We start from the raw sequence: 12,374 nt of genomic DNA on the forward strand, positions 1-12,374 counted from the left end.
AGAAAAATTATCTGCCTATCCCATAGAGGATAAAGTCAACAATGCGATCACACGATTTCTCACTGGCCGTCAGGCAAGCTGAAGTACTGGAAGGTAATTGAAGGCCGCTGAAGGCGGCGGTAGTCCAGATGCTATAAAAGGAAATCTCTTCATCGCAAAGGTCTTTAAATTCACCACTCTGGACTCCTCCGGCAACTATCTCCTTGATGAAGTCCACCTGCACATTTTCAAACTGTACCTTGATGCGGCAGATCTCCGCGTAGTTATTGAAGATATCATTATAAACAACCTCTCCCAGATTTTGAACCTTCTCACGAAGTTTTAAGCGAACCATCAGAAAGGCTTTAAGTTTTCCTTTAGAAGTGCTTTCAGCGTTTATTGCCTGACGAATCGCTTGGATCAGCCGCTTTAACTCATCATTTACAACGGCTTCAAACAACTCCGTTTTACCCGGGAAGTAATAATAAAGTGTGCTCTTTCCTTTGCCTGTAGCCTTGCCTACATCTTCCATGGTAGTCTTTTTCAAACCGTATTGCGAGAACAGACGCTTGGCCGCCTCAAGGATCTCTCGGACTACTTTTTCATCCCTTTCAATTAACTCACTCATTCGACTGATCTAATAATTTAGTCTAATATACGAAAATTATTCCAATTAGGCTTACCAGGCTTGCATAGGTTATCCAGAAATGTGTTTCGACATTGTGCACTCGCTTCAAATAGGGCTAAAACGCCCCTATTGTCAATTACATGCAACCTTATCGTCAGAAAAGGATCATACAAGCAATAAGTCAGGCACTTAGAAACGGGCCGGGTTTGTAAAGGTAGTAATCACTTGACTACTTCAGAATATTGGACTATATTTGTATCACAGTCGAAAGACATAAATTAAATAGAAAACAAAAAACACAAAATCATGAAAAAACTAATATTATCCGTAACCGCTGTATGTGCTATTCTTTTCAGCGCGAGTGCTCAAACCGAGAAAGGGAAATTCCTGTTAGGCGGAACAGCCTCCTACCAATCCACTAAATCAGATGCCGATGGAGCCAAAGCTGATCAGAATCTAAGTTTGGTACCTAACCTGGGCTACTTTGTGGCTGATAACTTTGCCCTGGGTACCGGCTTGGGATACAATTACTCTAAAGTGGGAACTGCCAGCCCTGCTGGTCAGAACGAAGCGATCGTCGTCAGTCCCTTCGGACGGTACTATGTAAATTTAAGTGAACAATTTAAGTTCTTCGGGCAGGCTTCAATACCAATGGCCTTTGGCACCGTGAAAGCTACTGATGCCAACGGCGATTCAGGAGCAAAAGCAGGTACTTCTACCTCAATTGGCGTGGCTTTGTCACCAGGATTTGCTTACTTCCCGACTAAAGAGATTGGTATTGAATTCGCTTTCCATGGAGCCTCTTACAACAATTATAGCGTTGAAGATGCAAACGATAATGACATTGCAGGTGCAGGCCGCGAAGACTTTAGTGTTGGAACCAGCTTCTTTACCCCTAAAATCGGGTTACAGTTCCATTTCTAATAACTGATACCTTTATTCGAAAGGCGCCTCAACAGGCGCCTTTTTTTGTGACTTTAATTATCGAAATTCTTTCGGAGCAAATAAATCTACATTGTTGTCTGTCTGACCGTGGAAGATTGACCCATTATTCGTTTTTGAATAATCAAAAAACTGTATGAGCAAATAATTTAATGGACATGCAGGCTTATACTTAGTCGCTTTAAGCTCATTACATTTAAGACTCTTCACGTCATCGTTTTATCTGCAGGTTTTCATCAAAGAAGCCTGTAATTCTTTTATACATCTATTTCATCTCCAGAACCTGCTAAGCCATTATAAGGTGAAGAATGCATTCATAGCCGAAGGTGGCGAGGCAACGCTGGCCGCTAAAAGAAAGGTTTCAAATACCAACTAACACGTGATTGATTAGTGATTCGATTAAATAAATAAGCGATGATGAGAAATGATAAAACTATTAGCCTTATGCTCATTCTGGGCGCGGTCGGCGTTTTTCTCCCTTACACCATCTTAACAGTCATATTTAGTTATCCTGACATTCTCCGGCAGGAAACTGGAGTTATCCTGACCCGGTTTCATCAAGGCGGTTCGTCACTCATATTCACCTGGCTTGCCTTTCCCATGCCTGGTGTTCCTTTGCTTATGGCGTATGCCATGATTGGGCAAAAAGTAGAAAGGCAATTACCCTATACAAAGTGGATTACTAATTTCGGGATTATCTCTGTTGTGCTGCAAATAATCGGCCTTTTGCGCTGGGTATTTGTGGTGCCCGTTCTCGCCAGAGATTTCATTAGTACGAATAATGCAGCCACCCGGGAGGCAGTTAAAATTACTTTTAAGGCCGTTCATCAGTTTGGCGGGGTACTTTTAGGCGAACACCTTGGGCAGTTGTTTACCATTATCTGGACCGTTTTCATTGCATCCGCTCTTTCTAAAATAAATGTCATCCCTAAATGGCTTGCCTTATGGGATATGCAGCTTTTTTATTTATTTGCTGGCCAGGCAGAATTGTTGGCTACAGTAATTCACGATTTTCCTGTTCTTGATTTAGCAGGGTTCATTGGAAGCACCCTCTGGTTGATATGGCTCATCTTACTTGGCATTAACTTTTTAAAATAGAAAGACGACGTGAAATCTGAAAGTTAAGCGAACTATCGCTGACGTAACATCAATTACTGACCGTGGGTGGTTCCCAGAACATCCAACCACCACTCCGAACAGCCTGGCGTAGTGCATATTGTAAAATTTTTTACCGGCCAACTGTTCACAGTAAATATTATACTCAGTAAATTTGTAAATAAACAAGAACGTCATGGAAGATAATATCCCAACTCTAAAAAGTTTGCACGACCTGCTTGATTATGATGCAAGTAAGTTTACCAGTGCGGAAATTCAATTGTTGAAAACCATTCCTGGATGGATTAACAAGGCAAGTTCTCTGAAGTTAAAAGCTGTTTTGCAGAAGTACAGAGATTTATTACAACAACATATTCGAAAAATGGAAGAGTTTTTCGAAGAAGAAAAGTTTAGTTCACTAAGTCTGAACAACAGGATAATGCAGACTTTTATAGAAGAAGCGGAAGAAAAGCTTTCGATTTGTGGCGAACCGGATGTTAAAGATGCCTGCCTGCTTGCGAGTATTCAAGCTATTAATCATTTCAAGATCAGTGCATTTGGCACTGCAGCAGCATTTGCCCACACGCTGGGAATGGAGAAACATGCAGCAATTTTTCATGAAGCAGAAGTTAATGAAAAACAGATTGACGATCGCCTGTCGCAGTTAGCCGAACATGAGATTAATATCAGGGCAAAGGAGATTGGCATGTTGCCGAATGATTGAATAGCTTTAATTTCAAAAATTGAATTTCCGGATTTGGTTATACGGGAAGTAGATAGATCGATTTCGGATTATTTAGGATTGGAGCCTGCATTGCGTAATTTCATAAGCATAAACAGACCAAAGCTAATCTCAATTGCCGAAGCAGTTAATATGGAAATATGAGGTTGTGCATCTAATTTGAATAACAGATATGCAGTAACTCCCAGCACTATCCCTAATACCCAGTAAGTTCGCGCACCAAATAGCGTAGCAAAGGTTAGGTACCGGCCTCCGATGATTAACAGCATGCCTTGAAAAAACCATTCTACTTTTTGCAATGACAAGGCATAGGCTAAGGGCATGCACATAATCATGAATATTGTGCCTTCCATTGCAAGCTGGCCTAAAGGATTGTTTGGTGCATGGGAACCACAGGCACCGAAAGCTTTGTTGACCAGGATGGCAATAGGATGAATGAAAGCACCACTAACAAGCAATGTCCACATAGCCTGCATTGGTGAAAAATAAAGGGCTACGATTCCAGCAATAAGCCAAACTACTCCCGACACCATAACACCGGTAAAACCATTTAAATAACCGACACGCATATTGAGTTGTGCATGTTTTATATTCAACATATCAACTTCTTCGGCAATTTTATTCGCTGGTGATTGGCGGTAGATTTTTTCCTTATTCATGCTTGTTAGAACACTGGAACTGTGTTTAGTTACAGCTTCAGTTAATCTGCCGCCATTCATATTGTAATTTAGAGCTAAGCTAACAGATACAAACGGCGACGCACTTCCGGCAAGGAGTCAAATGAGCTAACTCTTTACAACCCGACTCCTGCTATCTACTTTCGGACGCTTCTCTAAGAATGGATTTAAAATCTTCAATTTGAAAAGGCTTGCTGATATAATCATCCATACCCGCAATAAAACATTCTTCCCTGTCTTCCTTATAAGCACTGGCTGTCATGGCTACAATTCTCGGCTGCTCTCGCAATTGGCTTCTAATCTGGCGGGTGGCTTCTAAACCATCCATCTCTGGCATCAGGAGATCCATAAGAATTAAATCGTAGGGATGTGCAGAAGACATTTCCAGAGCCTCACGACCATTATTAGCTAAGTCTGGATTATAACCAAGTTTGTTCAATATCCGAATTGCAAGCTTCTGATTGATCAGATTGTCTTCAGCCAGAAGGATCCGTAAAGGAAAGTCAGATGCAAATAGTTCTGAAAAGACGTAATTTTCCTTCTTCTGAACCTGAATGTCTTTACATGCATCGGCACTTCTGCTTGGTATTGTGAAGGTAAAGGTACTTCCCAAACCGGCCTCGCTTTCCACATCCATTTCACCACCCATCAGTTGAACCAGGCGGTCGCAAATAGCGAGGCCCAAGCCAGATCCACCGTATTTCCGGGTCGTTGAGGCATCCACCTGGATAAAGGGATGAAATAACCTTGGTAACTTCTCTAAAGGGATTCCAATTCCCGTATCCTTCACGGTAAATAAAAGATTGAATTCCCCTCCGGAGAGTTCTTTAAATCCTACGTTCAGAACGATTTCACCCTTTTCGGTAAACTTCAACGAGTTATTGATCAGGTTAATAAGGATCTGACGAATACGGAGATTATCACCCTTTAGCATGTCGGGTACCCGCCGGTCTATCTCATACTTTAATGATATACATTTCTCGGAAGCCATTCCTGTAAACAAGTTTACAGCATCATCAACACAGGATCTTAGGTCAAAATCATTTTCTTCGATCTCCATATTTCCGGACTCAATCTTAGAAAAATCCAGAATATCATTGATTACGGACAACAAAGCTTCACCACTCGATGTGATCATCTTTACGTATCCCTGTTGTTCGTCATTAAGCGGTGTTTCATTTAAAAGCGATGACATTCCAATCACACCGTTCATTGGTGTTCTGATCTCATGGCTCATCGTCGCTAAAAAAATACTTTTCGCCTTATTAGCTTCTTTGGCTTTTCTTTCTGCCACCTCAGCCAGTGTTTGTGCCAGATAGGCTTGTTCTTTTTGCTTTTGCAGTTCTTCATTGATCACATAGACCTTATCTGATTGCTTCTGCAATTCCTCAGACTGCGACAGCAATTCTTCATTTAAAGATTGTAGGTCCTCTGCCTGCGATTGAATAGTTTCAAGGAATGAGCGCTGCCGGGTAATATCTTTCGCGATAGTATGCACTCCAATGACCTTCCTATCTACAATCACCGGTATTTTGGTTACATCTAAAAGCAGGCTATGACCGTTTTTCCCTATGCGGCGTTCAAACTTAACCGGTTCCTTCTGAAGCAGACTTTCGGTTGAAAAATCATAGTCCAGGCTTAGATCGGCTGAACGATGACTGTTGATAATCTGATCTGCAGATTTATTTAACAGATCTGCTCCTGCTGTGTTGATTTGGAGGATCAATCCCTCATCATCTTCATAATAAACAAGATCAGGATTGTTATCAAACAAGGTTTTATACTGTCTTCGGCTTCTTCTAAGTTCCTTATCTCTTTTCACCCGTAAAGTAATATCACGCATGCTAATAGCAACTGCTCCAATGTTCGGATTTTCTATGTGATTAGATGCCTGGCCTTCCATCCAAATCCACTCTCCCGTTGCATTTTTTATACGAAACTCCGCACTTTGGTCAGTTTTCTTAACAATAACGTCCAAAAGTACCTGCTCTAAGTCACTGACATCATCTGGATGCAACAGGTCAAAGCCACTAGTACCGACGAGTTCTTGACTTTTATATCCTAGTATCCTGTAAAAGTTATTGCTCACCATCGTGAACGTGCCTTCGTGGTCTATAAGGGCCAACAAATCGAGTCCCTGTTCAGCCAGAGTCTGATAAAGTTCTTCTTTTTGAGCTACCTCCCGCCGGGCTATTTTAATGGCTTCCAGTGATTCCTGCAGGATTAATTCTTTCCGCTTCGATTCGTTTATATCCTGTATCATCCCCCTAATACTGGTAACATTTCCGTCAGTATCTGTAATTGGCTGTCCAATTATTCTTACCCAGCTATTAAGACCTGGTCGAAGCAGCTCAACTTCTAACTCATAGCGTTCTTTGTTTGTTAACGCCAGGTGAAAGTGACTAATTATAGCATCCTGCGACTTAGGGTTAAAATATTTGATAGTCTCTTCAAAGGATATTTCACGAATATCTTCCAGACCTAATAACAGCAACCCTTCCTTAGTCAAAGTTATCTTCATGGAGGGTATAAATACTTCCCAGCCTCCCACACGCGCCAATGTGTTGCTCTCTTCCAGCAGGAATTGAGACTGCTCAAGTTCTTTTCCTTTTCTGATCACAGGTCATTCTTAATGATATCCCGGCTTTCGTTAATCTTATTGAGCTGAAATGAACTGTATAACAATTGAACGGTTAGAAAAATTATAAAACCGGCAACCATTACTACTACCCCGTCCTCCTGATCATAGTATCCTAGTTGTTGCCCTTTCAATCTTAAATATCCAGCAACAAAAGGGATCAAAACAATCAGTAAAAGAACTTTTTTAATAGCCGCGCCACTATTTTCAGTTTCGAAAAACTTCAAAAAACCTTCCTTACGGGAAAAAAGCAGCAGACAGGATGCAGCCAGCAGAAAAACGAAATTTAATAACAATGAAAGGTAGTTGGTGCCTGTATCTGTTACTAATAATTGATGCAAAAGGTAGCCTTCAAAATAGATAACACCTAAACAAATTGAAAGAATAATTAATACCTGGAAAAAATAGGTGCTTTTAAAAAAGGCTCTTGCAAGAAGACCGAAGCAAGCCAGTAATAGATTGATGAATATAAAAGGGTTTGTACGAAAACCGTCACTGGCAAAAAGATCATCAATCGTCAAATAGCTGCTTATCAGATTTCTGCATCCAACAGCGACCGTTAAAAGAATGATTACAGTTATTACTTTTAAAAGAAGAGAAAAGAGAGATTTTACCCTGCTAGTTTGGTTATATAGAAGTATCCATACACCTAGCAAGACAAAACTAAATGGTGCATAAACGTCAAGTTGCAGCAACCCCGGAATGATATTAAGTAGATCTGTGTACTTTGTCAAATAAACCGACAGCAACATAAAGCCAGTACCCGATGTCAAAAAACCGATAAAAACAGGTAGCTTAAACCCCTCCCCACTTAGCCTACGAAAAAACATATATATAAATATCCCCGGGCGGGAATACGAAACTGGCCTGCTAAAGTTTCAATATTATCGTTAAATATACAGGACTTGCGTTGACGGATAGACTTTTGTAATGTTTTGAACAATTATTCTATTAGATTACCAGAGATGCCCTTCTTTGAAGAGCCCGAAAAATCAAGCGGCTGGATAGCTGAACCCCCGCCCTACTCAATCCCAGCGTTTAAAGATAGAAGGGCAATATCAATAGTAAGAAAACCTGGTCGATTGCTAACAGTCACAGGAAGTTACATAAAATGGTGCAGTTATTTGATTTATTCACTCCGATCCGTTTCCTGAGTTGGTTTCTCTCCCAGAAATTCCACCCATGCCTTTTTCATACAAGGATAGTGCTTGGATGCTTCCACAAGGTTCAAGAATCCGATAAGGTTGTCTTCAAACCTTTTTGACAATGTGTCATCCTTGAGAATGCCCTTGTCGTCAAAAGACTCATGGGCCACAGCTAATGAAAACATGTTCGGATAAACTCTTGCACCAAGATGCTCAAAGGGAACTCTCAACGACCATAACCCCCTGTTACCGCCAGCCATAGAAGGGGATGCAGACATTATTAAGCCGTGACGCTCATTGAAAGGTTGGGGACGAAAACGTGAAACCCAGTCAATCACATTTTTCAGAAACCCGGGCATGGAGCCGTTATACTCTGGCGATGCAATCACAAACGCATCATTTGCCAAAAGACGCTCACGAAACGCTTCGGCACCTTTCGGGTGATAGCTGTCTTTTTCCAGATCCTGATTGAAAGAAGGACAATCAAAGTCATTCATACTTGCAAAATCCACCCTGCCACCATTCCTCTCAATGATAAGGGCAGCCAATTTTGCTAATTTTGTGTTCAATGAATCACTTCTTAAAGATGCGGAAAAAACAAGAGTACTTGTTTGGCCTCGTTCATTGTTTTTTTGTTGCTCTTCCATTTGATCTTTTTTATGACCAGGGTGTTTGTGTTTCCCTGTCAATATAAAGCTAAAAAACGGCGAAGTGTTTAAGTAGTGTTGTAATTATAATAGCAAGATATAGGTAAAGAAGGATGATATCGTTTGAAACTTCCCTAGCCTAGTCGGAGGAAAGCCCACAATTCTTATCACTAATTATTATGCCCGTGGCGTAAACAAAAAAAAGCACCCCTACCACAGGGTGCTAAAGCTTAACCAACCAACCAATCAATCATAATAGAAATGAAAATCAAAGGTATCCCTGCTGGCGGTGTTTTACAATCCATAAAGGTTATCTTTATATTAACTTTTTGCTGAACATGATGAGATAATTAAAATCAATAATCTGCAGGTCGTAGTATTCGAAGATCTACTCCTTGTAATATTGTGATTCATCTATTACCTTCAGGCGATTCAGCCCTGCTCAGTTGACCCCGTTAGTTCGAAAGTCAGCATTGTTCGTTAATAAATTGATTACGTAATCATAATATTAAATTCACACAGACCATTTAACTTAGAAAAGGTCCTTTCCTGCGCTAATATTTAACATCATGGAACTAAATATCGCAATCATCTCAGTTGTCGTGATCTTGGCAATCCTGCTTGTGATCTTTATTATCCGTAAAAACTTCAGGGATCAAAGGGAACTGGAGGAAAAGATAAAAAAAACCGAACTAGGCACCGATCACCATAAAGAAGAAAAAATTTAGATGGGTTTCAGGGAGTAATTTATTGGCTTAACTCATCTTGCAGATCGCAACTAATTGCCTATAACAATTGATGCATTATGATAAATTCTTTAACGGAATTTTAGTATGCATCCGCTACCTTTAGTCACTTTCTCCGACAGATGGAGGTCTGAAAACAAATAACCAGTGCCCAACTTCCCATACCTACCAGGAACTAATTCAAATTATGGATTTCTTTGAGTTTGAGAAATCCCAAGTCGAATTGTTTAACTTCTGATCTTCATATTCTTTAATTAGCCTTAGTAAAGATTCCCGTTCCTGATACTCAGATGTACCCGGGAATGCCTTATAAGTATTAAGAACACTGCTCAATGCTTCAACATATTCAGCCTTATTAGTTATTTTTTTCAAGCTTTTCATTTGTGCTCACTTTAGAACTCGGAATTTATATAGTCTCTTAAAGATATTTATTAAGTTAAAGTTATCCCACATTATGTAATACTTAATGAATAATCGTATAGGTTATGGTAATTTTGAAATATCTTGCTGTTATCAAGGAATTAACTGTGTCTTAAAACTTTTGCAGCTGAAGATGACTGTAACAAATTACTAATACACTCGAGCTGCACTAAAATGATTTTTGTTAAAGATTGGGCTAAGAAGTGTGACTGCCCTTTAATTCAAAACAGAATAAACACTTCGCGGTTATCCTACTATCTGCCTTACTTACGCCTACAACTTTCTAAACATTTAATAAACCGGTATAAGCTAACCAAACTTAGCTACTATGAGAAAGGTATTATTCTTCATCCTCAAGGGATTGCTATATCTTATTTCCATTTTGCCTTTCTCGATTATTTACCTTCTTTCAGATATCCTATATATCTTTTTCTACTATGTATTTAAATACAGAAAAAAGGTGGTTTACGAAAACCTAACCAGATCCTTCCCTGGAAAATCGAGAAATGAAATTGAAGCTATTGCGAAAAAGTTTTACAAATTCCTATGCGACCATATTCTTGAGTCTGTTAAAATGCTCACTATTTCCGAGGACACAATCAGAGCAAGGTTTCGAATAAACAATATTGAAGAGATTCAAAAGCATTTAAATGACAACAGATCAATTATAGCTGTCACAGGCCATTACGGAAATTTTGAGTGGGGTATACTGATTTTGTCCATCCATATCAAAACACCTGTGTTTATTGTTTACAAACCCATTAAGGATAAGCGCATTGAAGGCATGGTCAATAAAATGCGGGCAAAATTTCACGCAGTTTTAGTTCCAATGCGAAGTATATTAAGGAAGATGTCGGAGAGTAGAAACGCATCTTATGTTGCAGTTTTAGTGAGCGATCAAACACCGGCAAAGTCAGAAATAACATACTTTATCCAGTTTTTAAACCAGAAAACTCCTGTTTTCCTGGGTGTGGAAAAACTGGCAAAGATGACTAATGATCCTGTGGTCTATTGCCACATCGATCGACCAAGACGTGGATATTATGATTGTACGTTTGAAACTCTAATTGAGGAGCCGCAGCTTCATCCTGAAAAGCACATCACTGAGTGCCATACCAGGAAGCTAGAGGAAATAATCCGGAAAAAACCAGAACTCTGGCTCTGGTCGCACAGAAGGTGGAAATACAGTATTTAATTTATGAAAAGGTCTCCTTTCCATTTTCCAGTGACAGCATTAGTTAAAATCTTTTTCCATAGTGATCACCACATTTCCAACTTTTTCTCCGGATGCTACATACTTATAGGCGTCCCTGATTTGTTCCAGCGGATATTGTCTATCTATAAGTGGTTTGAAACTTCCATTATCTATTAGCTTTCCGAAAAATTGAATACTGGATTTAATTTCAGAAGGAACTGGAAATATCACTTTCTTCTCACCCACTACTTTCGTTATAAGCTAGTACTGAATTTTGTATCATGGGACCCAGTTCGGATGAGATATATACACCACTCTGTTTGAGCAGAGGCTTGCATTTGGAAAAATTGCTTTTGCCTACAGCATCAAAAACAAAATCATATTTTTCATTATCTTTTGTAAAATCTTCTCGCTTATAATCGTCTACCTTATTAGCTCCTAATTCCCGTATCAACTCCATATCTTTAGTACTGCACACCGCAGTAACATCGAGGTTAGAATATTTTAGCATTTGAAGAAGCGCTGAACCTATGGCTACTGTTGCACCATTGAGGAGAACTTTATTGCCCTCCTTTAAGTTTATTTTATTGATGAAATTATAGGCATAGTGGCCACCTTCAATAATTGCAGCTGCTTGTTCGTAAGAAACGTTATTGGGGATTAGTGTTAACGGCCTATCTTCTGAAAAGACCATATATTCTGCATGTGAACTTGAGCCCAGGTCATTAAATCCCCAAACTTTGTCAGACCGCTTAAAGTTTTTCACGCTTCTACCAACATCGACAATTATACCGGCGAAATCTGTCCCTGTAGTTGCCAATTTTGGGTTAAAAAACACCGGTAAATAATCTCATTATGTACGGTTTGCCGGTTAGTATGGCACAGTCAGCTCGGTTGACTGTACTGGCATATACCTTAATCAGTACCTCGTTACCCATAGGCATAGGTATAGGCACGTCGTCAATTGCAAGTGTATCGAACGAACCGTATTTTCTACGAATGGCAGCTTTCATCATATTATTTTAAACCTTAGGTATAGACTTCGACAACTTAAGGTAAGTACTTTCTTATGATTGCAAGATTAAGTAGATTAATGCTGCTAGGATTAAGGTCAACAAAGAAAAATATTTCTCAAGAAGCGTTTTGGCAAACAAGTTCCCAACTGTGTTAGCAATAAACAACAGCAGAAATACCCACAGTGTCCAGGTTACAGCGTTATCAGATAACCCATTTGTTAAAATATTAGCTTTAAGTAATAGCACCCATGATAGAAACAAGTTGATCCCGATGGAAACAATTTCAAAAATGTACATCTGGGAATCGCTTTTTAGCCGCCCGCCCCAGGCAATGTGATACGGAACAACCTTCACCAGCATCAACGTATGAAATAAAATTATTATAAATTGTAAGCCGAGTATGATTTTTATGGCATGACTTGAAATATATTCCATGTGACCCTGTAAAAACTATTAAATCTATTTGCATTACCCCCCTTTGGGGCCAAACTTCATCTAATCCAG

At 39.6% G+C, this 12,374-nt stretch carries 15 protein-coding genes; 5 read left to right on the top strand and 10 right to left on the bottom strand.

Annotated features, from left to right (window positions below; translation table 11 throughout):
- Window positions 1-7: 7 nt before the first annotated feature.
- Complete coding sequence (locus AC1MCB_RS06255) at window positions 8-607, bottom strand: TetR/AcrR family transcriptional regulator (protein WP_479967881.1); 600 nt, start codon at window positions 605-607, stop codon at window positions 8-10.
- 306 nt (window positions 608-913) lie between these two features.
- Here AC1MCB_RS06255 and AC1MCB_RS06260 point away from each other — a divergent pair, with 306 nt between their 5' ends.
- The 3 genes from AC1MCB_RS06260 (at window position 914) to AC1MCB_RS06270 (ending at window position 3,368) form a co-directional block, all read left to right on the top strand.
- Window positions 914-1,531, top strand: a complete 618-nt coding sequence (locus tag AC1MCB_RS06260; RefSeq protein WP_479967882.1) for an outer membrane beta-barrel protein — start codon at window positions 914-916, stop codon at window positions 1,529-1,531.
- A 432-nt stretch (window positions 1,532-1,963) separates the two neighbouring features.
- Entirely contained in the window at window positions 1,964-2,647 is a 684-nt protein-coding gene (locus AC1MCB_RS06265; RefSeq protein WP_479967883.1) for a DUF4386 domain-containing protein, read from the top strand.
- Between the two features lie 193 nt (window positions 2,648-2,840).
- Window positions 2,841-3,368 carry a YciE/YciF ferroxidase family protein gene (locus AC1MCB_RS06270; protein ID WP_479967884.1) on the top strand — a complete coding sequence of 176 codons (528 nt, stop codon included), beginning with the start codon at window positions 2,841-2,843 and terminating at the stop codon, window positions 3,366-3,368.
- 68 nt (window positions 3,369-3,436) lie between these two features.
- Here the strand turns inward: AC1MCB_RS06270 and AC1MCB_RS06275 are convergent, their stop codons facing one another.
- The 4 genes from AC1MCB_RS06275 to AC1MCB_RS06290 form a co-directional block, all read right to left on the bottom strand.
- On the bottom strand, window positions 3,437-4,045 hold the full coding sequence (locus tag AC1MCB_RS06275) for a DUF7010 family protein (RefSeq protein ID WP_479967885.1): 609 nt from the start codon (window positions 4,043-4,045) through the stop codon (window positions 3,437-3,439).
- A gap of 151 nt (window positions 4,046-4,196) precedes the next feature.
- Window positions 4,197-6,683 (bottom strand): PAS domain S-box protein, encoded by a 2,487-nt coding sequence (locus AC1MCB_RS06280; protein ID WP_479967886.1) that lies wholly within the window; start codon window positions 6,681-6,683, stop codon window positions 4,197-4,199.
- Complete coding sequence (locus AC1MCB_RS06285; RefSeq protein ID WP_479967887.1) at window positions 6,680-7,435, bottom strand: hypothetical protein; 756 nt, start codon at window positions 7,433-7,435, stop codon at window positions 6,680-6,682. Before AC1MCB_RS06285 ends, AC1MCB_RS06280 begins: the two co-directional genes overlap by 4 nt.
- 395 nt (window positions 7,436-7,830) lie before the next feature.
- The gene (locus AC1MCB_RS06290) at window positions 7,831-8,493 is read right to left on the bottom strand and encodes an NADPH-dependent FMN reductase (RefSeq protein WP_479967888.1); all 663 of its coding nucleotides are present in this window, start codon (window positions 8,491-8,493) and stop codon (window positions 7,831-7,833) included.
- A gap of 569 nt (window positions 8,494-9,062) precedes the next feature.
- Here AC1MCB_RS06290 and AC1MCB_RS06295 point away from each other — a divergent pair.
- The gene (locus AC1MCB_RS06295) at window positions 9,063-9,221 is read left to right on the top strand and encodes a hypothetical protein (protein ID WP_479967889.1); all 159 of its coding nucleotides are present in this window, start codon (window positions 9,063-9,065) and stop codon (window positions 9,219-9,221) included.
- Between the two features lie 198 nt (window positions 9,222-9,419).
- On the opposite strand, the gene AC1MCB_RS06300 is transcribed toward AC1MCB_RS06295, so the two are convergent.
- The gene (locus tag AC1MCB_RS06300; protein ID WP_479967890.1) at window positions 9,420-9,620 is read right to left on the bottom strand and encodes a hypothetical protein; all 201 of its coding nucleotides are present in this window, start codon (window positions 9,618-9,620) and stop codon (window positions 9,420-9,422) included.
- Window positions 9,621-9,987: 367 nt separating this feature from the next.
- On the opposite strand from AC1MCB_RS06300, the gene AC1MCB_RS06305 reads away from it, so the two are divergent.
- A complete protein-coding gene (locus tag AC1MCB_RS06305) occupies window positions 9,988-10,854 on the top strand; it encodes a lysophospholipid acyltransferase family protein (RefSeq protein ID WP_479967891.1) in 867 nt (288 codons plus the stop codon).
- A gap of 39 nt (window positions 10,855-10,893) precedes the next feature.
- Here the strand turns inward: AC1MCB_RS06305 and AC1MCB_RS06310 are convergent, their stop codons facing one another.
- The 4 genes from AC1MCB_RS06310 to AC1MCB_RS06325 are packed head-to-tail and all read right to left on the bottom strand — an operon-like array spanning window position 10,894 to window position 12,305.
- On the bottom strand, window positions 10,894-11,100 hold the full coding sequence (locus tag AC1MCB_RS06310) for a zinc-binding dehydrogenase (protein ID WP_479967892.1): 207 nt from the start codon (window positions 11,098-11,100) through the stop codon (window positions 10,894-10,896).
- The gene (locus AC1MCB_RS06315; protein ID WP_479967893.1) at window positions 11,093-11,674 is read right to left on the bottom strand and encodes an NAD(P)-dependent alcohol dehydrogenase; all 582 of its coding nucleotides are present in this window, start codon (window positions 11,672-11,674) and stop codon (window positions 11,093-11,095) included. The genes AC1MCB_RS06310 and AC1MCB_RS06315 overlap by 8 nt, the downstream gene beginning before the upstream one ends.
- A gap of 7 nt (window positions 11,675-11,681) precedes the next feature.
- Entirely contained in the window at window positions 11,682-11,870 is a 189-nt protein-coding gene (locus AC1MCB_RS06320; protein WP_479967894.1) for a hypothetical protein, read from the bottom strand.
- 51 nt (window positions 11,871-11,921) lie between these two features.
- On the bottom strand, window positions 11,922-12,305 hold the full coding sequence (locus AC1MCB_RS06325; RefSeq protein WP_479967895.1) for a hypothetical protein: 384 nt from the start codon (window positions 12,303-12,305) through the stop codon (window positions 11,922-11,924).
- Window positions 12,306-12,374 lie beyond the last annotated feature (69 nt).

The sequence above is a fragment of the Daejeonella sp. AP26 genome, from assembly GCF_056680515.1.